The sequence below is a fragment of the Thermomonas sp. HDW16 genome (genome assembly GCF_011302915.1).
Lineage (GTDB): Bacteria > Pseudomonadota > Gammaproteobacteria > Xanthomonadales > Xanthomonadaceae > Thermomonas.
Genome location: NZ_CP049872.1, coordinates 2,622,057 through 2,646,885 on the forward strand (window position 1 = coordinate 2,622,057; position 24,829 = coordinate 2,646,885).

Sequence of the window (24,829 nt, forward strand, 5' to 3'; positions counted from 1 at the left end):
AGCAGGCCGCGGCCCCGCTCACCCCACCCACGCCCTTGCATTGCGGAACATCCGCAGCCACGGCGAATCCTCCGGCCAGTCGCGCGGCGCCCAGCTGAAGTTGGCGCTGCGCAAGGTGCGTTCCGGGTGCGGCATCAGGATGGTGGCGCGACCATCGCGGCTGCTGACGCCGGCGATGCCGTCGGGCGAGCCGTTCGGGTTGGCCGGGTAACTGCTGGCCACCTGGCCGCCTTCGACATAGCGCAGGGCTACATCGACGGCAGAGCGATCCAGCGTGCTGTCGAACACCGCGCGGCCTTCACCATGCGCCACCGCCACCGGGATGCGCGAACCGGCCATGCCGCGCAGGAACAGCGAGGGCGACTCCGCCACTTCCAGCAGCGCAAGCCGCGCTTCGTACTGCTCGCTGGCATTGCGCTGGAAGGTCGGCCAGTGTTCGGCGCCGGGGATGATGCCGCGCAGCTGCGCCAGCATCTGGCAGCCATTGCAGATGCCCAGCGAGAAGCTGTTCTCGCGGGCGAAGAACGCTTCGAACATGTCGCGCAGCGCATTGCGTTCGAGGATCGACGTCGCCCAACCGCGGCCGGCGCCGAGCACATCGCCATAACTGAAGCCGCCGCAGGCGACGAAACCGCTGAAATCCTTGAGGTCGAAGCGGCCGGCGATCAGGTCGCTCATGTGCACGTCGAACGCGTCGAAACCGGCGCGGTCGAACGCCACCGCGGTTTCGATCTGGCTGTTGACGCCCTGCTCGCGCAGGATCGCGACCTTCGGCCGCGCACCGGTGGCGATGAAGGGTGCGGCGATGTCTTCTGCGGCATCGAACGTCAGTTTCGGCTGCAGGCCCGGCGCATCGAAGCGGCGCGCGGACACGCGTTCGCTGTCGGCACCTTCCGGGTTGTCGCGCAGCTTCTGCATGGCGTGGGTGACCGACCACCAGGCATCGAACAATTCGTCCCAACGCCATTCGGCCAACGGCTCGTCACCGTCACTGACCCGGATCACCGGCGCCGTGGTCGGCTGTGCGATGCGCTGCGCGCATTCGATCAGGCCATGCCGCGCAACCAGGTCGGCGAACGCGGCGCGCTCCTCGACCGGCACCTGCACAATGGCGCCGAGTTCTTCGTTGAACAAGGTGCGCAGCACGTCGTCGAAGCGGCCATCGCCCCAGCCGTCCAGGCGGATGTCCAGGCCCAGGTGCGAGGCAAACGCCATCTCGCACAGCGCGGCGAAGGCACCGCCGTCGGAACGGTCGTGGTAGGCCAGCAACAGGCCGTCCTCGCGCGCGTCGCGAATCAGCTCGAACAACGCGCGCAGGCGCTGCGGATCATCCAGGTCCGGCGCATCGCCGCCGAACGCCGGCAGCGCCGCACCATCGTTCGATTCGGGATAGCACTGGCTCAGGATCGAACCACCCATGCGCTGCTTGCCGGCGCCCAGGCCGATCAGCCACAGCTCGGATTCCACATCGCGACGCAGCAGTGGCGTGAGTTGCTGGCGCACATCGACCAATGGCGCGAACGCGGACACGATCAGCGAGACCGGCGAGACCGATTTCTGCGGCGCGCCATCGGCGCTCCACTGCGCCTGCATCGACAACGAATCCTTGCCGACCGGAATGCTGAGTTCGAGTTCCGGGCACAGTTCCATGCCCACCGCCTTGACCGCATCGAACAGGCGCGCGTCTTCGCCGGCATGGCCGGCAGCGGCCATCCAGTTGGCGGACAGCTTGATCCGGTTGAGCGATTCCACTGGCGCGGCGAGCAGGTTGGTGATCGCCTCGCCCACCGCCATCCGCGCGGAGGCGGCGGCATCCAGCAAGGCCAGCGGCGTGCGTTCGCCGATCGCCATCGCCTCGCCGGTGAAACCTTCGTAACCGGACAAGGTGATCGCGCAATCGGCCACCGGCAGCTGCCACGGGCCGACCATCTGGTCGCGCGCAGTCAGACCGCCGACGGTGCGGTCGCCAATCGTGATCAGGAAGGATTTCGAGGCCACGGTCGGGTGCGCGAGCACGCGCAGGCCGGCATCGCGCAGGTCGATCGTTTCGGTATCGGCTTCCGGCCAGCGCGGCGGCGCGGGGTGCACGGCATCGCGATGCATCTTCGGCGCCTTGCCGAACAGCACGTCCATCGGCAGGTCGATGGCCGGGGCTTCGCCCGCGTAGCCGACAACCAGACGTTCTTCCGCCGTGGCGGTACCGACTACCGCGAAGGTGCATCGCTCACGCGCACACAGCGCGGCGAACTCCTCCACCCGCGCCGGCGGGATGCCGAGCACGTAGCGCTCCTGCGATTCGTTGCACCACAGCTGCATTGGCGACAGCGAAGGATCGTCCTTCGGCACCTTGCCGAGGTCGATCACGCCACCGACATTGGAATCGTGCAGCAGCTCGGGAATGGCATTGGACAGGCCGCCGGCACCGACGTCGTGCACCGACTGGATCGGGTTGGCATCGCCAAGGGCGACGCAGCGGTCGATCACTTCCTGCGCGCGGCGTTCCATTTCCGGGTTGTCGCGCTGCACGGAAGCGAAATCGAGGTCTTCGCTGGTATCGCCCGAAGCCACCGAACTCGCGGCGCCGCCGCCGAGGCCGATCAGCATCGCCGGGCCGCCAAGCACGATCACCGCATCGCCTGGCGAGAGCATGCGCTTGGCCACCATCGGCCGATCCATCGCGCCGATGCCGCCGGCCAGCATGATCGGCTTGTCGTAGGCGCGGGTCAGGCCGTCGCTTTCGTGCAGCTCGAAGCTGCGGAAATAGCCGTTGAGGTTGGGCCGGCCGAATTCGTTGTTGAACGCGGCGGCACCCAGCGGGCCATCGAGCATGATGTCCAGCGCCGGCGCCATGCGCGGGTTGAGCGCGCGTTCGCGCTCCCACGGCTGCGGCAACGTGGGGATGCGCAGGTGGCTGACCGAAAAGCCGCACAGGCCGGCCTTCGGGCGGCCGCCCCGGCCGGTGGCACCTTCGTCGCGGATCTCGCCACCGGCACCGGTGGACGCGCCGGGGAACGGCGCGATCGCGGTCGGGTGGTTATGGGTTTCGACCTTGATGCAGAACGCGCTGTCGGCGACCGCTTCGCTGCGGTACTGCTGGGTGGCCGGATCCGGACGGAAACGCGCGGTCGCGTAGCCTGCCACCACGGCCGCGTTGTCGCTATATGCGGAGAGCGTGTGTTCCGGGGTCACCGCGTGGGTGTTCTTGATCATCTTGAACAGCGACTGCGGCTGTTCGCGGCCATCCAGCGTCCACGACGCATTGAAGATCTTGTGCCGGCAATGTTCCGAATTGGCCTGCGCGAACATCATCAGTTCGATGTCGTGCGGATCGCGGCCGAGTTCGCCGTAACGTTCGCGCAGGTAGTCGATCTCGTCCTGCGCCAGGGCCAGGCCCAGGCGCGCATTCGCCACGTCAATGCCGGTGAGCGGGATCGCTTCCAGGTCGCCGCGCGCGTTCGCGGTGAACAGCGCCTCGCCTTCCTCGCGGGTGGCGAGCAGCGACTGGGTCATCGGGTCGTGCAGCAGCTTGGCGAGCGCCGCCTGGGTCACGGCATCGGCGGGCCAGCCGGTCATGTCGATGCGCAGGCCACGTTCGACGCGGTGCACCGGCAGGCCGGCACCGCGCAGCAGTTCGGTGGCCTTGCTGGCCCAGGGCGACAGCGTGCCCAGGCGTGGCACCACGAAGCGGCTGGTCGCGCCGGCTTCGGCATCCGCGAAACCTTCCTCGGCCTGCAGGATGCGCTTGAGCACCTCGCGGTCCGGCTTGCTGCCGGGTTCGGGGTCGATCCAGTAGCCGTGCCAGGCATCGACGATCCGCGTCGCTGGCGCGACGGCTTTGAGGCGGGTTTGCAGGCGGTCGCGACGAAACGGCGACAGGGCGCGGGCGCCCTCGAGGACGATCATGTCCGGGAGAACCGTGGGAACGGGCCGGTCATTGTAGCCGAGGCCGGCACTCGCCAGCCCCGGTCGGATGCGATCAGGCGCCTGCGGCGGCCTTGCTTTCGGTTTCCATCTGCTGCATCCGCTGCAACAGCGCATCCGGCGGCAGGTAGCCGCCGACCATCTGGCCATCGGTGGTCAGGATCATCGGGGTGCCGGTCAGGCCCATGCGCAGGCCGGCGTTGTACTGCATGTCGACCGGGGTGGTGCAGGTCTTGGCCGTCACCGGGCGGTCGTTCTTGGCATCGGTCAGGGCCTTCTTGCGGTCGTCAGCGCACCACACCGAAACCATCTTGCGGTAGTCGGCGCTGCCCAGGCCGGCGCGCGGGAAGGCCATGTATTCGACCTCGATGCCGCGCTTGTTGTACTCGGCGATCTCGCTGTGGAACTTGCGGCAGTAACCGCATTCGATGTCGGTCAGCACCACCACCTTGTACCTGGGCGCGCCGGTGGGCGAGAACACGATGCGGTCGGCCATCGGCAGGGTCTTCAACACCTTTTCACGTACCTTGGCCAATGCGGATTCCGACACGTCCTTCTTGTTGGCGATGTCGAGCAGGCTGCCCTGCATCAGGTACTTGCCATCGTCACTGACGTAGATCACCTGACCGCCCGCGACCACCTGGCGGAAACCGGGAATCGGCGCCGACTCGATGCTGTCCACCCGGACATCCGGATTCAGCTGCTTGAGCACGTCGCGCACGCGCGCTTCCGGCGTTCCGGTCGCGAACGATGGCTCGGCGATCGGCTTGGCCGCCGCCGCACTGGCTCCACCGACATTGATTTTCTGGCCGTTGGCGGCCTGCGGATTGGCCGGCTGCGCACAGGCGGCCAGGCTGAAACAGCTCAACAAGGTGAAAACGAGGGATTTCATCAGGCGTTCCTGGTTCAGACCGGCATCAGACCACATGCCGGTCATGGGGTTCCGTCGATTGTCGCACGCACCGACCAGCAGCGACCCGCGCCGAACGTACGGTCGGCGCATGCCTTCAGGCACGGGGATGGTGGCGCGCATGCAGCGACTTCAAGTGTTCGCGCGCGACCAAGGTGTAGATCTGCGTGGTCGACAGCGACGCGTGGCCCAGCAGCATTTGCAGGGCGCGCAAGTCGGCGCCGTGATTCAGCAAATGGGTGGCGAAACTGTGACGCAAGCCGTGCGGGCTGATCCGTTTCGGGTCGATGCCGGCCGCCGCCGCACTACGCTTGACCAGCACCCAGAATGCCTGGCGGCTCAGCGGCTGACCCTTGCCATCGACGAACAACGCCACCGCCTTCGACGGATCGCGTAGCGCTTTCAGCATCGCCGGGCGCGCTTCGACCAGCCAGCGTTGCAGCCAGTGCCGGGATTCCTCGCCCAACGGCACCAGTCGCTCCTTGCTGCCTTTGCCCATCACCCGCAACACGCCCTGGCGCAGGTTCAGCGCGGTGGCCGGCAGCCCGACCAGTTCGCTCACGCGTAGCCCGCAGGCGTACATCAGCTCTAGCATCGCGCGGTCGCGCAAGCCCACGGCGGCCTGTACATCGGGTGCGGCCAGCAAGGCCTCGATTTCGGCTTCGGACAAGGCTTTCGGCAGCAGCCGTGGCTGCTTTGGCGGCTGCAACAGCGCGGTGGGGTCATCGGCACGCTCGCCCCGGCGCAGGCAGAAGCCGAAGTACGCGCGCAGCGACGACAGCAGGCGTGCATTGCTGCGCGGGGAGTAACCGGCACGGGTGCGCATCGCCAGATAATCGAACAGCGCCTTGCGGTCGATGCCGGCCAGCGAACCGCGCTGCCGCGCCAGGCCTTGCAGGTCGCGTCGATACGCCTCGAGGGTCGCCGGCGACAACCCGTGTTCGGCCCAGATCGCGTCGATGAAACGCTCGATGGCGGCATCGTCCGCATCCGCCAGCGGCGGCAGCGCATGCGCGAGTCGGCGGCGTTCGGCAGGCGTGGACATGCCTGCAAGCCTAGCGTGTTCACCCCATGCCGGCAGAAGTGGACACCGCCTGTATCCTTGCCCGATGTCCGATATCGAACGCTCCCCCACCCTGATCGGCTGGCGCCTGCTGGCCCTGGCCTACGATTTTTTCCCGGTGCTAGCGCTGTGGTTCCTCACCGCCGGCGTGTTCACGGCACTGCATGGCGATGCCGTGCGCGGCGGTTGGCTGGGACTGGTGGAATTCATGGTGTTTTGGCTGATTGCCGGGCTGTACGCGGTGTTCAGTTGGCGACGGGGCGGCAAGACCGTTGGCATGCGGCCATGGCGCTTGCGGGTAGTGGACGCACGAGGCGACAACGCAAGCTCGCGTGCGCTGTGGTTGCGCTACGTGATTGGCGGCGTATCACTTCTGCTGGGTGGACTCGGCTTTTGGTGGGCATGGTTCGATCGGGATCGCCTCACCTGGCACGACCGCGCCAGCGGCACGCGGATGATCCGCGAAGCGCGCTAACCGGACTTGCGCTTGAACAACCACATCGAGATCGCCAGCATGATCGCCGGCGGCATTGCATAGGCGATGCGGTAGTCGAAATGGAAGATGCCCGCCATCTGGGTGAATGCCCGTTGCAGCACCCAGAATCCCAGTGCAAACACGATCCCCATGAACAGCCGCTTGCCGTAGCCGCCGCTGCGCAGGGTGCCGAACGCGAACGGAATCGCGGCCAGGCACAGCGCCAGCACGTTGAACGGATAGAACCAACGGCCCCAGTAGACTTGTTCGAACTCGCCGGCCTCCAGCCCGTTTCGCTTGCGGTAGTCGATGCTCTTGCCCAACTCGCCGCTACGCATGTTGTGCGGATCGGTCACGTTCGCGGCCAACGCGGCCTCGTCGAGCGATGAGTCCCAGCGCTCCTCGGCGACCTTGCTGCGGCTCACCGACTTGGCGCTGAAAGTGGTGCGCTCCACCCCGCGCAGGATCCAACCACCGTGGCGGTGCTCGGCCAGGGCGACGTTGGCGATCGACTGCAGGCGACCATCATCGGAGAACTGGAACAGGCGCACACCGCGCAATTCCAGCCATTTGTCGCCGTCGCGCTGTTTCTGTTCGCCGCTGCGCGCATTGAGGAACATGTCGCCCTCGCGCGCCCACAGGCCGCTGTATTGCGCCACCACCATGTTGGTGTTGCGCACCGACTTCAGCGCCTGCGCGCGTGCTTCGCCCCAGGGCGCCAGCGCCTCGCCGTTGGCGACCATCAGCAGGGTCAGCAAGACCAGCGGCAGCGCCACCGACACGCTCAGCCGCCGCCGCGACAAACCCAGCGCACGCAGCGCGGTCAGCTCGGAGCTGGCCGCCAACTGGCCAAGCCCCAGCAGAGCGCCGATCACCGCCGCGGTCGGGAACAGGTTGTAGGCACGCCAGGGAATGGTCAGCGCGGTGGCGGCGATCGCATGGTTGATGGTGTAGCCACCCTTGCCCAAATCGCCGATCTCGCCAGCGAACGCCAGCACCACGTCCAGGCCGAGCAGCACGCCCCAGGTGGCAAGCACGGTGGCGATCACCGTGCGGGCGATGTAGCGGTCGAACAGCTTCGGCCACAACGTCATCGACGCCACCACGCCTTTGCAACCCGCCCGTCGCGCGCATACAGCCACGCGCCCAGCGCCAGCATCGGCAACAACAGCCACCACAAGCCGGCAACGACCGGCAATTTGCCCTCGGCCAGCCACTGGGTGCCGAGAATCATCAGGAAGACACCCACCAGGTAGGCCAGGAAGGCCAGCAGCATCGACCCGTAGCGCGCCTGTCGCGGCGAACTGCGCGACAGCGGCACCGCCAGCAGCACGAAGGCCAGGGCGAGCAACGGCGGCGCGATCCGCCAGTGCAACTGCGCATTGGCGGCAGGCGAGGAATCGCCCAGCAACGCCATGGTCGGCTTGAACGCAGGATCATCGGCGGGACGCTCGTCAGCCGGGGCAGGCAACAGCATCTCGTTACGGGCATAACGCATCAGCCGGTAATTCAGGCCTTCGCCCGTGGTCGGCCCATCGACCCGGAACCCGTCCTCCAGCGCCAGTACGCGCGCGCCTTCGTCGCGATACAACACGCCGTTCATGGCCGTGGCCACATCCATGCGCTCGCCTTTCTCGCGGTAGACGAACACCCGGCCCAGGCGCGTGCCGTCGCTGGACATGGTGCCGGCATAGGCCACCCCGCCATTGGTCAACGGCGTAAAGCGTCCCGGCTCCAGCCCGGCCACCAACAGGTTCTTGTTGGCTTCGACCACCATCCCGCGCGCCACCCGATCCGCCCACGGGCCCAGCCATAGCGAGCTGAGCGCGATGATCGCCAGCACCGGCGCCGCCATCAGCAATACCGGGCGCAGCAGGCGGCGCGGGCCCACGCCCACCGCGAACAGCACATACATTTCCGAATCGCGGTACATCCGCCCCAACGCCAACAGGTAGCCCAGCAGCAGCGCCAGCGGCAGGATCAGCGGCAGGTAGCGCACCAGGCGCAGCCCGAGTTGCGACAGCAGCAGTGTAGGCGGCACCTTGCCGCTGGCCATTTCACCCAGCAGGTCGGCGAACAGGCCGCCCAGACTGACCATGCCCAACACCACCAGCGCCGCGAACACGGAACGTGCGATCTCGCTGCTGAGGTAACGGTCCAGCTTCGGCATCAGGCCCTGCTTGCTTTAGAATCGGGGGTTCGGCGTTGCATGCCGCGGGCTCCCGCGGTCGCGCATTGTAAGCAATGACGCAGATTCTGCTGCGCGGCACCCCGCGCAAACGCCTTTCCCTTCCCCCGGAACTGTGGTCGATGAGCCTCGAATTCAGCCTGAACCAAACCGCCCCCGCCTCTGCCAGTGTCGATTGCGTGGTCATCGGCGCCTTCGCCGACTGCAGCCTGACCCCGGCCGCAGCCGCCATCGACACCGCCAGCGGCGGCAAGCTGAAGGCGCTGATCGAACGCGGCGACGTCGAGGGCAAGACCGGCAAGACCGCCTTGCTGCACGACCTGCCCGGCATCACCGCGCCGCGCGTGCTGGTGATCGGCCTGGGCGATGCCGCCAAGTTCGGCGTGCCGCAGTACATCAAGGCGGTGGGCGATGCCGCGCGCGCACTGAAGACCGGCGTGGTCAAGTCCGCGCTGTTCACCCTCAGCGAGGTCGAAGTGAAGGGCCGCGATGCCGCGTGGAACATCCGCACCGCCGCCACCGCCGCCGACCACGCCTGCTACCGCTACACCGCCACGCTGGGCGCCAAGAACAAGAAACGCGACGAGAAGGGCCTGGAGCGCTTCGAGATTTCCGGTAGCGACGGCGCCGCCCTCGCCCACGGCATCGCCATCGCCGCCGGCGTGCAGTTCACCCGCGAACTCGGCAACCTGCCGCCGAACGTGTGCAACCCGGTTTACCTGGCTGAGCAGGCGCAGGAATTCGCCGCGCGCAGCGACAAGGTCGAATGCGAAGTGCTGGACGATGCGGCGATGGAAGCACTCGGCATGGGCTCGCTGCTCGCCGTCGCCCGTGCTTCCACCAACCGCCCGCGCCTGGTCGTGCTCAAGTACAGCAACGGCGGCGACGCCAAGCCCTACGTGCTGGTCGGCAAGGGCATCACCTTCGATACCGGCGGCGTCAACCTGAAGACGCAGGGCGGCATCGAGGAAATGAAGTACGACATGTGCGGCGCCGGCACCGTGCTCGGCACCTTCGTCGCCGCGGTCGGCATGCAGCTGCCGGTCAATTTGGTCGTCATCGCCGCGGCGGTCGAGAACGCCATCGATGGCAATGCCTACCGCCCGTCCGATGTCATCACCTCGATGTCCGGCAAGACGATTGAAGTGGGCAACACCGACGCCGAAGGCCGCCTGATCCTGTGCGATGCGCTCACTTACGCGCAGCGCTTCGAACCGGCCGCGCTGATCGACGTCGCCACCCTCACCGGCGCGATGGTCGTGGCCCTGGGCAAGTACGCCACCGGCGTGATGACCAAGAAGGACGACGACCTGGCCCGCGAGCTGATCGACGCCGGCGAGACCAGCTTCGACCGCGCCTGGCAGATGCCGTTGTGGGACGAATACCAGGGCATGCTCGATTCCGCCTTCGCCGACGTCTACAACATCGGCGGCCGCTGGGCCGGCGCGATCACCGCCGGCTGCTTCCTGTCGCGCTTCACCGAAGGCCAGCGCTGGGCGCATATGGACATCGCCGGCGTTTCCAACGGCGACGGCAAGATGGGCATGGCCACCGGCCGGCCGGTCGGCCTGCTCAGCCAGTGGTTGTTGGACCGCGTCGCCGCGTGAACTGAGTGCCAAGGGCCGATTTCTACCTGATCGCCAAGGAGCGGTTCCGCGAGGAGCCGCTCCTGCTCGTTTGCGAACTGGCGAAACGCGGATTCGCCGCAAACCTGCCGATCCTGGTGCTGGCGCGCGATGCCGCGCAGGCGGAAGCGCTCGATGACCTGATGTGGTCGTTCGATCCAGACGAGTACCTGCCGCACCAGATCGCCGAGCTGGACGAAGGCGATGACGACACCCCGATCCTGATTTCCACCCCGGAGATGGACATCCCTGCGCGCGCGCTGCTGATCAACCTGCGCGATGCCGCGCCGACCGGCAGCTTTGATCGCGTGCTGGAAGTGGTGCCCGCCGATCCGTCCGCGCGCGGCCCGCTGCGCGAGCGCTGGAAGCATTACCAGGCGCTCGGTTTCGACGTGAACAAACACGACATGTGACACCGCGTTCGCCATGAACGCACCAAGACCAAAGACCCCACGATGACCACGCTCGCCTCCGGCTACGAACCCAAGACCTTCGAATCCCGCCTGTACCAGCAGTGGGAAGCGAGCGGCGCATTCGCCCCGCAGGGCGACGGCCCGGCCTACACCATCCTGCTGCCGCCGCCGAACGTCACCGGCACCCTGCACATGGGTCATGCGTTCCAGCACACCCTGCAGGACGCCCTGATCCGCTACCACCGCATGCGCGGCTATCGCACGCTGTGGCAGATGGGCACCGACCATGCCGGCATCGCCACCGAAATGGTGGTGAGCCGCAACCTCGCCATCGCCGGACAAGGCGAAACCCGCGATTCGCTGGGCCGCGACAAATTCATCGAGAAAGTGTGGGAGTGGAAGCAGCAGTCCGGCGACACCATCGAGCGGCAGATGCGCCGCCTGGGTGCCAGCGGCGACTGGTCGCGCAGTGTGTTCACCATGGACCCGATGGCGAGCGAGGCCATCGTCGAAGCCTTCGTGCGCCTGCACGAGCAGGGCCTGATCTATCGCGGCCAACGCCTGGTCAATTGGGACCCGGTGCTGAAGACCGCGATCTCCGATCTTGAGGTGGCGAGCGAGGAAGAGAACGGCCATATGTGGTCGATCCGCTATCCGCTGGCCGATGGCGTGAGCTACGAACACGTGGAAGTCGATGCCGGCGGCGTCGAAACCCTGCGCGAAACCCGCGACTACCTTGTCGTCGCGACGACCCGTCCGGAAACCATGCTCGGCGATACCGCCGCGATGGTGCATCCGGAAGACCCGCGTTACCTCGCGCTGCACGGCAAGTTCATCGAACTGCCGCTGACCGGTCGCCGAATCCCGGTGATCACCGACGACTACGTGGACCGCGACTTCGGCACCGGCGTGGTCAAGGTCACCCCCGCGCACGATTTCAACGACTACGCGGTGGGCCAGCGCCATGCGCTGCCAATGATCAATATCTTCACCGACGAAGCGAAGATCATTTCCTCCCGCGAGGACATCGCCGAAAAGTATCGCAGCCTGGATCGCTTCGACGCGCGCAAGCTGATCGTCGCCGACCTCGAAGCCGCAGGCCTACTGGTCGAGATCAAGCCACATCGCCTGCAAGTGCCGCGCGGTGATCGCAGCGGCCAGGTGATCGAGCCCTTCCTCACCGACCAGTGGTTCGTGAAGATGGACGATCTGGCCAAGCGCGGTCTGGAACTGGTCGAATCCGGCGAAGTGAAATTCGTTCCGCCGAACTGGATCAACACCTATCGCCACTGGCTGGAGAACATCCAGGACTGGACGATTTCCCGCCAGCTTTGGTGGGGTCATCGCATCCCGGCGTGGTTCGACTGTGAAGGCAACATCTATGTCGCCCGTAATCAAGAAGAAGCCGAAGAGCGATTCCTCGATTTCCGGAATGGTCTTGCTGACGATCAGTACGAAGAAATCGCGCACAAGGGAAGCAGCACGATCCCGGCGCGATTAGATGCCTTGGACAAGCATGGACTTCGCCGCGACGAAGATGTGCTGGAAACCTGGTTCTCCTCGGCCATGTTCCCGTTCAGCACGCAGGGTTGGCCGAACGAAGACGCGATGGGCAAGCTCGGTTTCGATATCGCGCTGCCGACTTCAGTGCTGGTCACCGGCTTCGACATCATCTTCTTCTGGGTGGCGCGGATGATCATGATGACCGACCAGTTGGTCGGCCGCGTGCCGTTCCGCGACGTCTACATCACCGGTCTGGTCCGCGACAAGGACGGCCAGAAGATGTCGAAGTCCAAGGGCAACATCCTCGACCCGCTGGACATCATCGACGGCATCGACATCGATGCATTGATCGCCAAACGCACCACCGGGCTGATGAAGCCCACCGATGCGCCGAAGATCGAAAAGGCCACGCGCAAGGAATTCCCGGACGGCATCCCCGCCTTCGGTGCCGACGCGCTGCGCTTCACCATGGCCGCGCTGGCCGGGCCGGGCCGCGACATCAAGTTCGACCTGCAACGCGCCGAGGGCTACAAGAATTTCTGCAACAAGCTGTGGAACGCCACGCGCTTCGCGCTGATGAATGTCGGCGATGCCAGCTTCACCGGTGCGCCGCAGCCGAAAACCGATGCCGAGAAGTGGATCCTCGCCCAGCTGGATCGCACCAGCGCCGAGGCCGCCGAGCATTTCGCCAGCTACCGCTTCGACCTGTTGGCGCAGACCCTGTACGAATTCACCTGGAACCAGGTCTGCGACTGGTTCCTGGAACTCGCCAAGCCCGCGTTGAATGGCGACGATGCCGAAGCCGCCAACAGCACTCGCCACACCCTGGCCTATGTGCTGGAAGCGCTGCTGCGGATGCTGCATCCGCTGATCCCGTTCGTCACCGAAGAGCTGTGGCAGGCCGTTGCGCCGAAGCTCGGCAAGTCCGGCAGCATCATGCTGCAGGCCTATCCGCAGGCCGGCGAGCTCGACACCGCCGCCTACGCGCAGGCCGAAGCCGACATCGAATGGCTGAAGGCGATGGTCTCCGCCGTGCGCCGCATCCGCAGCGAACTGGGCGTCTCCCCGGCCAAGCAAGTGTCCCTGCTGGTGCGCGGCGGTGGCGAAACCGAATGCGCGCGGTTGGGTCGCCTTGATGCGCAGCTGCGCTTCCTGTGCAAGCTGGATCGCATCGAGGTGCTCAACGGCGAACCGCCGGCCGCTGCACCCGCCGTGGTCGGCGACTTGCAGCTGTTCGTGCCGCTGGAAGGCTTGGTCGACCTCGATGCCGAACGCGTGCGCCTGGACAAGGACATCGCCAAGGTTGCGTCCGAAAAGGACAAGAGCGAGGCCAAGCTGGCCAAGTTCGGCGGCAGCGTGCCGGCGGCCGTGGTCGAGCAGGAACGTGCGCGACTGGCCGACTGGACTGCGAAGCTGGAAGCACTCACCACGCAACGCGCGCGACTGGGCTGAGCTTCTATTCCGTCATCCCGGCGAAGGCCGGGGTGACGGCAGGCCTTAGAGCGGCGGCATCCTGCTGATGTCGTCCGTCAGCAATTCCATCGCCATCACGATGGCATCCTCGCGGCCGTTGTTGGCGGCAGGGTAATAGCGCGGACGGCGGCCGATTTCGTTGAACCCGCTGCGGTCGTACAGCTCGATCGCGCGCGGATTCGAAGGCCGCACCTCCAGGAACACGCGCTGCGCGCCATGCCCACGCGCGATGCGCAGCAGCGCCTGCAGCATGCGTTGCCCAAGCCCCTGCCCTTCATGCCCTGGAGCGGTGCACAGATTGAGCACGTGCGCCTCGTCGGCGGCGATGCTGAGCACGCCATAGCCGATGATTTCGCCGGCGCGTTCCTGCACCCACATCGGATAGTCGGCGCGCATGCAGTCACGGAAAATGCCCAGCGTCCACGGGAACGGATAGGCACGGGTCTCGATGCGCATGATCGCGTCGAGGTCGGTTTCGCGCATCGGCCGCAGGCTGGCGTCGCGCAATGCCTCGTCCGCGCGCACCGCGTTCATCACCGTGCGTCCCGTCGCAATGCGCGCAAGCGCGGCCACAGCGCGCGTTTGGCGGCGGCATTGCCACGCAGTGTCATCGTCTGCGCGGCGATATCGGCATGCGCATGCAATTCGTCGGCGTCCATACCCACTGCGCGTGCGAGCCGGGCAAGCATGCCCGCATCGACATCGACCCTCGCCGCCTGCGCATGCATCGGCCGATAGAGGACATGGCCGAGTTCGGCCAGCACCTCACGCTGGAAACCATCCCAGCTCACCTCGCCGGTTCCTGCGGCGGAAGCTTGCGGCGACGGAACCACAGCAAGGGCCCGGACAACGCATACAGCACGGTCGCGGTGAGCAGGGTCTTGGGGGCATCGATGACCAGTGCGATCAGCACCACCAGCACGATCAACAGAGCAAAGAACGGCACCCGATCCGATTTCGGCCCGCTACTGCTGCCCTTGAAACTGCTGTAGCGAATCCGGCTGACCATCAGCAGGCCGCAGAGGATGGTGACCGCCAGTGCGGCATGACGCAGCTCAGGGCCCTTCCAACCGAGGTCGTGCATCGTCCAGACGAAGCTCGCCATCAGGCCTGCCGCGGCTGGACTGGCCAGGCCAATGAACCAGCGCTTGTCCACCTGCCCCACCTGGCTGTTGAAGCGCGCCAACCGCAATGCCGCGCAAGCCGCATACAGGAACGCCGCCAGCCAGCCCAGCTTGCCCATGGTCAGGCCATCCAGCTTCATCGAGACCAGCGCCCAGTGATACATCACCAGCGCCGGCGCCATGCCGAAGCTAACCAGATCCGCCAGTGAGTCGTACTGCACCCCGAATTCGCTCTGGGTATTGGTCAGGCGGGCGACGCGCCCATCCAGCCCATCCAGGATGGCGGCGACGAAGATCGCGATGCAGGCAGCTTCGAACCGCCCCTGCGAGGCGGCGATGATGGCGAAAAACCCGCCGAACAGGCCTCCGGTGGTGAACAAGTTCGGCAGCAGGTAGATACCGCGGCTGCGTGGGCGGGGCGGGGCAATGTCGTGATTCTCGTCCATGCAGTCAGTGTACGGGCTTGCGGTGGAGGCGGTGCAGTGCTGCAATCGAGGCTGGCTTCCCCCGGAGTGCGCCATGAACCGCCCCCTTGCCGTGATTGCCGCCGCGCTCCTGCTGGTGTCCGCCCTCCCATCGGCCGCGCAGCAACGGGTCTACCAGTGGAAGGACGCGAATGGCGTGACCCACTACACCGATCTGCCGCCCAGCCAGGCGCACAAGACCCGTGATATCGACAACAAGTCGGGCAACCCGGCCGAGATCGCCTCGATCAAACCGGTCGAGAGCCAGCAATGCCTCAATGCGCGCTCCAACCTGTTGCGACTGAAGGGCAATGAAGCGATCGGGACGGACACCAACGGTGACGGCAAGCCAGACCGCGAGCTGAGCAGCGAGGAACGCTCCGCCCAGACCGACTTGAACCAGGCGGCAATCAAGGCCTACTGCCCCGTCGCCAAGCCATGAGAGCGCTTGGCATGCTCGCGCTCGCGCTGGCACTGAGTGCTGCTGCCTGGTGGTGGTTCACCAGCGAAATGCCGCGCCGCGAACGCGAGCGCGTGATCGCCGCGGAAGCGGCGATGAAACAGGCCGAACGCGCCAATTCGCTGTATCGCTGGCGCGATGCCGACGGCAACCTGCAGATTACCGAGGCGCCACCCCAGGGTCGCAAGTTCGAGCGGATCAGCCGCACGCCGAGTGACGGCATCCAGGTGGACGGCACCCGCGAATAACCCGGATGTGGCGAAGCTGCGGTCGCCGATGCACTCTCCGGAGCATTTCGAGCAACCAGGCGGGTGCCGGACGATCGCAGTGATGCTGATCGGAGTCGATCCGCGCCGCACATGGCAAAATGTGCGTTCCGTCTGCTCTTGAAGCTCCCGCATGCGCCTGTCGCAGTTCCATCTCCGCACCGAAAAGGAAACCCCCGCCGACGCCGAAGTCATCAGCCACAAGCTGATGCTCAAGGCCGGGATGATCCGCAAGCTGGCCGCCGGCCTGTACACCTGGTCGCCGTTGGGCCTGCGCGTGCTGCGCAAGGTCGAGGGCATCGTCCGCGAGGAAATGAACCGCGCCGGCGCGATCGAGATGGCGATGCCCTCGATCCAGCCGAAGGAACTGTGGGAGGAAACCGGCCGCTGGGCCAAGTTCGGCCCGCAGCTGCTGAAGATCCGCGACCGCAAGGAGCAGGAGTTCTGCTTCACGCCAACCGCCGAGGAAGCCGTCACCGATTTCTTCCGCCAGGAAGTGGCCAGCTACAAGCAGCTGCCGCTGAACTTCTACCAGGTCACCACCAAGTTCCGCGACGAGATCCGCCCGCGCTTCGGGGTGATGCGCGCGCGCGAGTTCATCATGAAGGACGCGTACTCCTTCCATGTCGACGACGACTCGCTCGCCGCCGAATACAAGAACATGTACGACACCTATTCGCGCATTTTCACGCGATTGGGCCTGAAGTTCCGCGCAGTGTTCGCCGATACCGGCGCGATCGGCGGTTCCGCCTCGCATGAGTTTCACGTGCTGGCCGATTCCGGCGAAGATTCGCTGGCCTATTCCGATGGTTCCGAATACGCGGCAAACGTCGAACTGGCGGAGGCGATGTCGCCGGGCGAACGCCCCGACGCGACTGAAGCCTTGCGCGACATCGACACGCCAACGCAGAAAACCTGCGAGGACGTCGCCGCACTCATGGACATCCCGCTGCAGCGCACCGCGAAATCCGTGGCGATCATCGGCACCGATACTGATGGCAACCCGCAGTTCGTGCTGGCGCTGGTGCGCGGCGACCACATGGTCAACGAGATCAAGCTGGCCAAACTGCCTGGCCTGGCCGAGTACCGGCTGGCGACAGAAGCGGAGATCGCGGACTATCTGGGCAGCGAGCCAGGCTTCCTCGGCCCGCTCAATGCGAAAAAGCCGATCCGCGTGGTCGCCGACCGCAGCGTGGCCGCGCTCGCCGATTTCGTGGTCGGCGCCAACAAGTCCGGCTTCCATATCGCCGGGGTGAACTGGGGCCGCGACCTGCCGGAACCGGAGACCGCCGACATCCGCAACGTGGTCGCCGGCGATGCCTCGCCCGACGGCAAGGGCACGCTGGGCTTGGCCCGCGGCATCGAGGTCGGCCATGTGTTCGCGTTGGGCCGCAAGTATTCCGAGGCGATGAAATGCACGGTGCTGGATGCCAATGGCAAGGCCGTGCACCCGGCGATGGGCTGCTATGGCATCGGCGTGAGCCGCATCGTGGCCGCCGCGATCGAACAGAACCACGACGACAACGGCATCCTCTGGCCCGAGGCGATGGCGCCGTGGCAGGTCGCGGTGTGCGTGATCAATCCGAAGAGCGATGCCGCAGTGGCCGAAGCCGCCGAAGCGCTGTATGCCGAATTGAACGCCGCCGGCATCGACGCCGTACTCGACGACCGAGGCTTGCGCACGGGCTCGATGCTGGCCGACATCGAACTGATCGGCATCCCGCATCGCGTGGTGGTGTCCGGGCGTGGACTGGAAGCCGGCACCTTCGAATATCGCGCGCGAAGCGCCGCAGAATCCGAAAATCTCGACCGCGAGGCCCTGCTGAAGAAACTCAAGGGCTGAATGAAAACATTATCCCGGGTTTGTTCCGGGATTATCCCTGCGGTTATGATCGGTTTCCCGCGACATGGACGCCGCATCACCAAGACGAGGATCACCTCCGCATGAGCGTCAATCTCGAAAGCCTGAGCAGCAAGGAACTGGCCGAGCTGATTTCCCGCGCCAACCAGCGCAAGAAAGTGTTGGCCAAGCGCAAGCCCGCCAACCAGGTGAAGGCCGCCGTCGCCAAGTTCCTGACCAGCGTCGGCTGGACGTTCGACGAGCTGTACGGAAAATCCGGCGGCTCCAAGCCGGCAGCGTCCGCGCCCGCATCCGCTGCACCGAAGACCGCGCGCAAATCCACCAAGGGTCGCGTGCTGGGCAAGGTGGCGCCGAAATACCGCAACCCGGCCAACGCGAAGGAAACCTGGGCCGGTCGCGGCAAGCAGCCACGCTGGCTGGCCGCGGAAACCGCCAAGGGCCGCAAGCTGGAAGATTTCCTGATCAAGTAAATCGATCGGGTTTCTCTCGAAAACGCCGGCTTTTTGTCGGCGTTTTCTTGTTTTTGGCTGGCGTCAGAGATTGCGCCGCGCGGAGATCAGCAGGTTGCCGAACAGCAGGCCCGCCAGCAACGCCATCAACGTATTCAGTGCTGCCATCGCCGCATCCTGTCCGGCATCGATGCTTTGCGCCTGCACCAGCGAGATCACCCCGCGCAAAGCCACGCTACCCGGCACCAGCATGATGATGCCGGGCAGACGGATCAGCGCGCCCGGCCGGTTCATCCAACGCGCATAGGCATTGCCAGCCGCGGTCATCGCAAAGGCCGCCAGGAACACGCCGGCGGGTGCTCCGAAGGTCTCACCGCCATAACGCGAGATCAGGTAGCCGGACGCCGCCGCTGCCATCACCAGTGGATAATCGCGCCGTGGCGCGCGGAACAGCACGGCGAAGGCGAACGCAGCGACCAACAGCGCGCACCACATCACCCAGTCCGGCTGCGGCCGCAGGGCGCGCACTGCCGGTTCCAGCCCCAGCCACTCGGCCACGGACAGCGCGATGGCGGTGCCGATGGTGAGCTTGAGGATGGTGGTCAACGCGCCGGCGAAACGCGCAGTACCGGACACCAGGTGCGCACTGGTCAATTCGTTCACTGCATTGGTCAGCGCCATGCCGGGCAGCAGCACGATCAGCGAGGCGATGATCACCGTATTGAGGTTCAGCGGCGCCACCAAGCTGGCCACGGTGACCGCCACGGCGCCCGCCACCAGTCCGGCCAGCGCATCGGAAGCCTCGGACAACCGCGGCCGTCGTTGCGCCACGATATCGAGCAGGCCGATCAGCAGGCCGATCAGCCCCGCCGTGGCGATGTCCAGCCAAGGCAGGCGCAGCAGACCCGCCACCGCCGCAGAAGCCATGCCGAAACCGAGCAACTGCATCGTCTTGCCGCGCCAACTGGCTGGACGCTGCAGTGCGCGCAACGCACGCAGGCCGTCGCCGATCTGCATGCGCCCGGCCATCACGTCCTCGGCGATGCGGTCGACCTCGCACAGTTTGTAGAGATCGGTGTTGCCCAACCCGCTGCGCACCACCCGGGTGGTATCGGATTCGCCAGGTGCACGCGCGGGATCGCTGAACGCCAGGATCATGCCGGTCGGGTTCACCCAAGGCTCGCATTCCAACCCAAGCCGCTTGGCTACCGATTCGATCGCACCCTCCAGCCGCTGCGCGGTGGTGCCGTAGGCATTGAGGTGTTCGGCCAGCTCGACCACGAAGGTGATGCGCTCGGGATAACTGGCGTCGGTGGCGGGATCGCGCGAAGTCATCGCAATAGGATCGCATGCGCCGCACGCCGTTCACACCGGCAGCGCGCGTTTGCGTAAGCTTGCAACCTGCATGATCGTCGCACCCAATCACGATCCGCCCGCCGCCGCCGTTGATCCCGAGGATCCGGCGACGCTTCGCCTGTCGGGGCGCTGGACGCTGCGCTATGCCAACGAGATCGGCGACGCCTTGCGCGCCTCGCCGGATGGCATCACCAACGTCGATGCGCGCGGCATGGAACGCATCGATACCCTCGGTGTGCTGCAACTGCTGCGCCATGCCGACCGCCGCCAGCTGGACTTCGACCGCTTCGCGTTCCGCGACGACCAGAAATCGCTGATCGCCGCGATCGAGGACGTCCACGACGAACGCCCGAAGCGCCAGCGGGACCACGGCTTCCACGCGGTGTTGGGACGCATGGGCTTTGCCGTTGTCGACAACTACCGCGAAGTACGAGCCCTGGTCGCCTTCCTTGGCGAAGTGCTGGTCAAGCTGCTGCGCCTGTTCAAGGAGCCACGCCGCTTCCGGCTGACCGCAACCGTGCACCACATGGAACAGGTCGGTCTCGATGCCGCGCCGCTGGTGGCCCTGTTGTCGTTCATGGTCGGTGCGGTGATCGCCTTCCTCGGCGCCACGGTGCTGCGCGACTTCGGCGCGACCATCTTCGTGGTGGAACTGGTCAGTGCCGCCTTCCTGCGCGAATTCGGCGTGCTGCTGACTGCGATCCTGCTGGCCGGCCGCACCGCCAGTGCGTTCACCGCGCAGATCGGCATGATGGTCAACCGCGAGGAAGTCGATGCGATCCGCGTGCTAGGCCTCGATCCAGTCGACCTGCTGGTGATTCCGCGCGTGCTCGCATTGCTCGCGATGTTGCCGCTGCTGACCTTCATCGCGATGATTGCCGGCCTGCTCGGTGGCATGGCAGTGGGCGCGTTCACCCTCGATATCCCCGCAGCCGCCTATCTCGCGCGCATGCAGGAAATGATGGACACCAACAATTTCCTGGTCGGCATGGTCAAGGCGCCGGTGTTCGCCATGGTGATTGCGCTGATCGGCTGCCTGGAAGGCCTGCAGACCGAGGGCACGGCGCAGTCACTGGGCGAACGCACCACGTCCAGCGTGGTGCAATCGATCTCGATGGTGATCGTGCTCGATGCGCTGGCGGCACTGTGGTTCATGGAAATGGGTATCTGACGATGACTTCGGACGACGCCTGCGATGCCGCCATCCAGCGCGATCCGCACGCGCCGATCATCCGCGTGCGCGGCCTGGTCAACCGCTTCGGCGACCAACTGGTGCACGACGGCATCGACCTGGACGTGCGCCGTGGCGAGATCTTCGGCGTAGTCGGCGGCTCCGGCACTGGCAAATCGGTGCTGATGCGCTCGATCCTTGGCCTGCGCACGCCGAATGCGGGCGAGGTCGAGGTGCTGGGCGTGGATGCGCGTTCGCAGGATCCGGTGACACGCCGCCATATCGAACGCAATTCCGGTGTGCTTTTCCAGGATGGCGCGCTGTTCTCCTCGCTGACGGTAGGCGAGAACGTGCAAGTGCCGTTGAAGGAGTACTACCCGGACCTGCCGGATTCGCTGCGCTACGAACTGGCCCTGTTGAAGGTCAAGTTGGCGGGCCTGCATGCCGATGCGCTGGACAAGTTGCCATCGCAACTCTCCGGCGGCATGCGCAAGCGCGCCGGGCTGGCGCGCGCGCTTGCACTGGATCCGCCGTTGCTGTTCCTGGACGAGCCCACCGCCGGGCTGGATCCGATCGGCGCGGCCGCGTTCGATGAACTGATCCGTACCCTGCAACAGGCGTTGGGGCTGACCGTGTTCCTGATCACACACGATCTCGACACGCTATACGCTATTTGTGACCGGGTCGCCGTGCTGGCGGACCACAAGGTGATCGCGGTGGCACCCGTCACCGAACTGGAAACACTGGATCATCCCTGGGTGCAGGAATACTTCAACGGCCCCAGGGGGCGCGCCGCGCGTGATGTGATGGAAGGAAACGATTGATGGAGCACAACTGATGGAGACGCGTGCCAACTACGTGCTGATCGGCGCTTTCACCCTGCTGACCGCGGTGTGCCTGCTGCTGTTCGCGCTGTGGGCGGCGAAATTCAGCTCGGACCGCAATTGGCGGCAATACGAGGTGATCTTCAACGAACCCGTGACCGGCCTGACCGAAGGTGGCAGCGTCCAGTACAACGGCATCGGCGTGGGCACCGTCGACAAGCTGAGCCTGGACCGGGACGATGCCCGCCGGGTGATCGCGCTGCTCAAGCTCAAGGCCGACACCCCGGTGAAGGTGGACACAAGCGCCAAGCTGTCGCAGCAGGGCATCACCGGCGTGCCCTTCATCCAGCTCACCGGCGGCAGCCCACGCGCAGCCCGACTCGAGCCGAATGACAGCGGCGATATCCCGATCATCCGCACGGAGCCGTCCGCGCTGCAGAACATCGCCGACACCGCCAACCGGCTGGTGGCACGCATGGACCAATTGCTCAGCGAGCAGAACATCAAGCGCATCTCGGACACGCTGGATCATGTCGAACAGGCAACCGGCGCCATCAGCGACAACCGCGCCGACATCGCCGCCCTGATCGCGAATGCGCGACAGGCCACCGAGACCTTGAACTCGACGCTCGCGACGGCGAATGGCTCGATCGAACGCATCGACCGCGACGTGGTCAGCCAGTTGCCCGCACTCATGACCAAGCTGGACACCACCGTAGGCAAGCTGGATTCGGTGGCCAGCAATGCCAATGCCATGATCGCCGAGAACCGTCCTGCGTTGCAGAGCTTCGCCAACGACGGCCTCGCCCAGCTCGGCCCGACCCTGGCCGAACTGCGCGCCCTGATCCGCGACCTGCGTCGCGTCACCGACCGCCTCGACGGCAGCCCCACGCGCTACATCCTGGGACGCGACGCGCCCAAGGAGTTCGAACCCAAATGATCGCCATGCATCGCATCGCCGCGGCCTGCGCCGCCCTGCTGCTGGCCGGCTGTTCCATCGTCGGCGGGCCCAAGGAATCGCCGACCATCTTTGCCCCGGAATCGAAAGCCGCCGCGATCGATACGGCTTGGCCCAGCGTCAACTGGCAACTCAGCACCACCCGCCCCACCGCGGCGCGCATGCTGGACAGCAGCCGCATCGCGGTCAGCCCGGTGCCGGGCGAATTGCAGGTGTACAAGGGTGCGCTGTGGGCGCGCACGCCCACCGAGATGCTGGAAGACGGCGTGTTGCGCACGCTGGAGGATTCCGGAAAGATTCCCGCCGTCGCGCGGCAGGGCAGCGGCATCGCCGCCGATTACCGGCTCGTGATGGACATCCGCCATTTCGAAGCCGATTACGACGGTGCGGCCACGCCTTCTGCCGTGGTCGAAGTCAGTGTCAAACTGCTTCATTCACAAGACCAGTCCGTGGTCGGCAGCCGCACGTTCCGCCATGCACAGCCGGCGTCCGGCACTGATGTCGGTCTCGTCGCAGACGCCTTCGCGCAGGCCCTGGCCGCCACCAGCCACGATATCGCCGGCTGGGTGCTCACCAGCGGCCAGGCGCACGAAAACCGGCATCCCAGCCACTGACGCCGGCCGTCCCCCCACACCGATTTGCCGGGGCCGCACAAACCCCGGAAAATCACCGCATTCCCAGCGGAGCGTACGCATGAGCGAAACGGATCAGATCGAGCGCGACGTCATGGAATACGACGTCGTCACCGTCGGTGCCGGCCCGGCCGGCCTCGCGTTCGCGATCCGTCTCAAGCAGCTCAATCCGGACATCTCCGTCTGCGTGATCGAGAAGGCGTCCGCCATCGGTGCGCAGATCCTGTCCGGCGCGGTGATCGAGACCGGCCCGCTCGACGCGCTGCTGCCGGACTGGCGCAGCAATCCACCGCCCATCTGCGTAGACGCGAAGGAAGACGAGTTCTGGCTGCTCAGCAAGACCGGCGGCCGCAAGCTGCCAGTGCCGCCGGGCATGCACAACCACGGCAACGTGATCGTCAGCCTGGGCGCGATGTGCGCATGGTTGGCACCGCAGGCCGAAGCGCTTGGTGTCGAAATCTATCCCGGCTTTGCCGCCGCCGAGACGTTGCACGATGACGCCGGCAAGGTCATCGGCGTGCGCATCGGCGACATGGGCGTGGCCAAGGACGGATCGCACAAGCCCGGCTACACCCCCGGCATCGACATCCATGCCAAGGTCACCGTGCTGGCCGAAGGCGCACGCGGCAGCCTGACCAAGCAGCTGGTCAAGCGTTTCCAGCTGGATGCCGACAGCGACCCGCAGGGCTACTCGATCGGCATCAAGGAGCTGTGGCAGGTACCGGAAGACCGCGTAACCCCCGGCAAGATCGTGCACAGCTTCGGCTGGCCGGCAGACAACCACACCTACGGCGGCAGCTTCCTGTATCACCTGGACAAGGGCCGCATCGCGCTGGGCTATGTCAGCGGCCTTGATTACAAGGATCCGCAATACAAGCCGTGGGAAGCCTTCCAGCAGTGGAAGAACCACCCGATGATCCAGCCGCTGCTGGAAGGCGGCAGCATTCTTTCGGCCGGTGCGCGCGCCATCGTCACCGGCGGTTACCAGTCGCTGCCGAAAACCGAAATGCCGGGTGCGCTGCTGATCGGCGACACCGCCGGCCTGCTCAACGTGCCGAAAGTGAAAGGTACCCACCAGGCGATCCGCAGTGGCATGCTGGCAGCGGAACACCTGGTCGCCTCGCAGCTGGCACCGGAAGGCTTCGACGCCAAGTTGCGCGCCTCCGATGCGATGGCGGAACTGAAGAAAGTCCGCAACGTAAAGCCCGGCTTCAAGCGCGGACTGTGGTTCGGCATGTTGAACGCCGCTTGGGAAACCGTCACCGGCGGCCTGTCGCCGTGGACGCTGAAGAACAAGGCGGACTGGAACTCACTCGACAAACTCGGCGAACACGAGGAACCCAAGCGCGACTACCTCGAGCGCACGCTGGCCCCACGCGACCGCCTGCAGGGCGTGTATTACGCCGCGACCCAGCACGATGAAGACCAGCCGGTGCACCTGAAAGTCGCCGATACCGATATCTGCGTGACCCGTTGCACTGCCGAATACGACAATCCCTGCACCCGATTCTGCCCCGCCGGCGTGTACGAAATCGTCGAGGACGCCGCCGGCAAGCGCCTGCAGATCAACGCCGCCAACTGCGTGCACTGCAAGACCTGCGACATCAAGGACCCGTACGAACTCATCACCTGGGTGACGCCGGAAGGCGGCAGCGGGCCGAATTACCAGAACTTGTGATGCGCACGCGGAACC

Annotated in this window: 22 protein-coding genes; 13 read left to right on the forward strand and 9 right to left on the reverse strand. The window is 65.9% G+C overall.

Features of this window, described 5'->3' with window-relative positions; translation table 11 throughout:
* Window positions 1-18: 18 nt before the first annotated feature.
* The 3 genes from purL to xerD all read right to left on the reverse strand — a co-directional run bounded on the left by purL (window position 19) and on the right by xerD (window position 5,876).
* Window positions 19-3,903: a phosphoribosylformylglycinamidine synthase gene (gene purL, locus G7079_RS12455; RefSeq protein WP_166057612.1), complete on the reverse strand. Its 3,885-nt coding sequence runs from the start codon at window positions 3,901-3,903 to the stop codon at window positions 19-21.
* A gap of 73 nt (window positions 3,904-3,976) precedes the next feature.
* Window positions 3,977-4,813: a DsbC family protein gene (locus G7079_RS12460; RefSeq protein ID WP_166057613.1), complete on the reverse strand. Its 837-nt coding sequence runs from the start codon at window positions 4,811-4,813 to the stop codon at window positions 3,977-3,979.
* Between the two features lie 115 nt (window positions 4,814-4,928).
* A complete protein-coding gene (gene xerD / locus G7079_RS12465; protein WP_166057614.1) occupies window positions 4,929-5,876 on the reverse strand; it encodes a site-specific tyrosine recombinase XerD in 948 nt (315 codons plus the stop codon).
* 64 nt (window positions 5,877-5,940) lie between these two features.
* Between xerD and G7079_RS12470 the strand changes: the two genes are divergently transcribed.
* A complete protein-coding gene (locus G7079_RS12470) occupies window positions 5,941-6,369 on the forward strand; it encodes an RDD family protein (RefSeq protein WP_240906190.1) in 429 nt (142 codons plus the stop codon).
* On the opposite strand, the gene lptG is transcribed toward G7079_RS12470, so the two are convergent.
* Together lptG and lptF are read right to left on the reverse strand one after the other, a co-directional pair.
* Entirely contained in the window at window positions 6,366-7,511 is a 1,146-nt protein-coding gene (gene lptG / locus G7079_RS12475) for an LPS export ABC transporter permease LptG (RefSeq protein ID WP_240906191.1), read from the reverse strand. The genes G7079_RS12470 and lptG overlap by 4 nt on opposite strands.
* Window positions 7,460-8,539 carry an LPS export ABC transporter permease LptF gene (gene lptF / locus G7079_RS12480; protein ID WP_166057617.1) on the reverse strand — a complete coding sequence of 360 codons (1,080 nt, stop codon included), beginning with the start codon at window positions 8,537-8,539 and terminating at the stop codon, window positions 7,460-7,462. Before lptF ends, lptG begins: the two co-directional genes overlap by 52 nt.
* A 140-nt stretch (window positions 8,540-8,679) precedes the next feature.
* Between lptF and G7079_RS12485 the strand changes: the two genes are divergently transcribed.
* From G7079_RS12485 to G7079_RS12495, 3 genes are read left to right on the forward strand one after another with little or no spacing between them, the layout of a single operon-like run.
* Entirely contained in the window at window positions 8,680-10,164 is a 1,485-nt protein-coding gene (locus tag G7079_RS12485) for a leucyl aminopeptidase (protein ID WP_166057949.1), read from the forward strand.
* 5 nt (window positions 10,165-10,169) lie between these two features.
* Complete coding sequence (locus G7079_RS12490; RefSeq protein WP_166057618.1) at window positions 10,170-10,595, forward strand: DNA polymerase III subunit chi; 426 nt, start codon at window positions 10,170-10,172, stop codon at window positions 10,593-10,595.
* A 42-nt stretch (window positions 10,596-10,637) separates the two neighbouring features.
* Complete coding sequence (locus G7079_RS12495) at window positions 10,638-13,550, forward strand: valine--tRNA ligase (protein ID WP_166057619.1); 2,913 nt, start codon at window positions 10,638-10,640, stop codon at window positions 13,548-13,550.
* A 45-nt stretch (window positions 13,551-13,595) separates the two neighbouring features.
* Here the strand turns inward: G7079_RS12495 and rimI are convergent, their stop codons facing one another.
* From rimI to pssA, 3 genes are read right to left on the reverse strand one after another with little or no spacing between them, the layout of a single operon-like run.
* Window positions 13,596-14,105: a ribosomal protein S18-alanine N-acetyltransferase gene (gene rimI, locus G7079_RS12500; RefSeq protein ID WP_166057620.1), complete on the reverse strand. Its 510-nt coding sequence runs from the start codon at window positions 14,103-14,105 to the stop codon at window positions 13,596-13,598.
* Window positions 14,105-14,362 (reverse strand): hypothetical protein, encoded by a 258-nt coding sequence (locus G7079_RS12505; protein ID WP_166057621.1) that lies wholly within the window; start codon window positions 14,360-14,362, stop codon window positions 14,105-14,107. The genes rimI and G7079_RS12505 overlap by 1 nt, the downstream gene beginning before the upstream one ends.
* The gene (pssA, locus tag G7079_RS12510) at window positions 14,359-15,141 is read right to left on the reverse strand and encodes a CDP-diacylglycerol--serine O-phosphatidyltransferase (RefSeq protein WP_166057622.1); all 783 of its coding nucleotides are present in this window, start codon (window positions 15,139-15,141) and stop codon (window positions 14,359-14,361) included. The genes G7079_RS12505 and pssA overlap by 4 nt, the downstream gene beginning before the upstream one ends.
* 73 nt (window positions 15,142-15,214) lie before the next feature.
* On the opposite strand from pssA, the gene G7079_RS12515 reads away from it, so the two are divergent.
* The 4 genes from G7079_RS12515 to G7079_RS12530 all read left to right on the forward strand — a co-directional run bounded on the left by G7079_RS12515 (window position 15,215) and on the right by G7079_RS12530 (window position 18,216).
* Window positions 15,215-15,601, forward strand: a complete 387-nt coding sequence (locus G7079_RS12515) for a DUF4124 domain-containing protein (RefSeq protein ID WP_166057623.1) — start codon at window positions 15,215-15,217, stop codon at window positions 15,599-15,601.
* A gap of 11 nt (window positions 15,602-15,612) precedes the next feature.
* Window positions 15,613-15,867 (forward strand): DUF4124 domain-containing protein, encoded by a 255-nt coding sequence (locus G7079_RS12520; RefSeq protein ID WP_166057624.1) that lies wholly within the window; start codon window positions 15,613-15,615, stop codon window positions 15,865-15,867.
* Window positions 15,868-16,018: 151 nt separating this feature from the next.
* Window positions 16,019-17,728 (forward strand): proline--tRNA ligase, encoded by a 1,710-nt coding sequence (locus G7079_RS12525; protein WP_166057625.1) that lies wholly within the window; start codon window positions 16,019-16,021, stop codon window positions 17,726-17,728.
* 101 nt (window positions 17,729-17,829) lie between these two features.
* Window positions 17,830-18,216 carry an H-NS histone family protein gene (locus G7079_RS12530; RefSeq protein WP_166057626.1) on the forward strand — a complete coding sequence of 129 codons (387 nt, stop codon included), beginning with the start codon at window positions 17,830-17,832 and terminating at the stop codon, window positions 18,214-18,216.
* 63 nt (window positions 18,217-18,279) lie between these two features.
* Here the strand turns inward: G7079_RS12530 and G7079_RS12535 are convergent, their stop codons facing one another.
* Window positions 18,280-19,530 carry a threonine/serine exporter family protein gene (locus G7079_RS12535; protein WP_166057627.1) on the reverse strand — a complete coding sequence of 417 codons (1,251 nt, stop codon included), beginning with the start codon at window positions 19,528-19,530 and terminating at the stop codon, window positions 18,280-18,282.
* A 70-nt stretch (window positions 19,531-19,600) separates the two neighbouring features.
* Between G7079_RS12535 and G7079_RS12540 the strand changes: the two genes are divergently transcribed.
* From G7079_RS12540 to G7079_RS12560, 5 genes are all read left to right on the forward strand, one after another.
* A complete protein-coding gene (locus tag G7079_RS12540) occupies window positions 19,601-20,722 on the forward strand; it encodes an ABC transporter permease (RefSeq protein ID WP_166057628.1) in 1,122 nt (373 codons plus the stop codon).
* A gap of 2 nt (window positions 20,723-20,724) precedes the next feature.
* Complete coding sequence (locus tag G7079_RS12545) at window positions 20,725-21,546, forward strand: ABC transporter ATP-binding protein (protein ID WP_166057629.1); 822 nt, start codon at window positions 20,725-20,727, stop codon at window positions 21,544-21,546.
* A 13-nt stretch (window positions 21,547-21,559) separates the two neighbouring features.
* Window positions 21,560-22,486: an MlaD family protein gene (locus tag G7079_RS12550; protein WP_166057630.1), complete on the forward strand. Its 927-nt coding sequence runs from the start codon at window positions 21,560-21,562 to the stop codon at window positions 22,484-22,486.
* On the forward strand, window positions 22,483-23,118 hold the full coding sequence (locus G7079_RS12555; RefSeq protein ID WP_166057631.1) for an ABC-type transport auxiliary lipoprotein family protein: 636 nt from the start codon (window positions 22,483-22,485) through the stop codon (window positions 23,116-23,118). The genes G7079_RS12550 and G7079_RS12555 overlap by 4 nt, the downstream gene beginning before the upstream one ends.
* 79 nt (window positions 23,119-23,197) lie before the next feature.
* Complete coding sequence (locus G7079_RS12560; protein WP_166057632.1) at window positions 23,198-24,814, forward strand: electron transfer flavoprotein-ubiquinone oxidoreductase; 1,617 nt, start codon at window positions 23,198-23,200, stop codon at window positions 24,812-24,814.
* Window positions 24,815-24,829 lie beyond the last annotated feature (15 nt).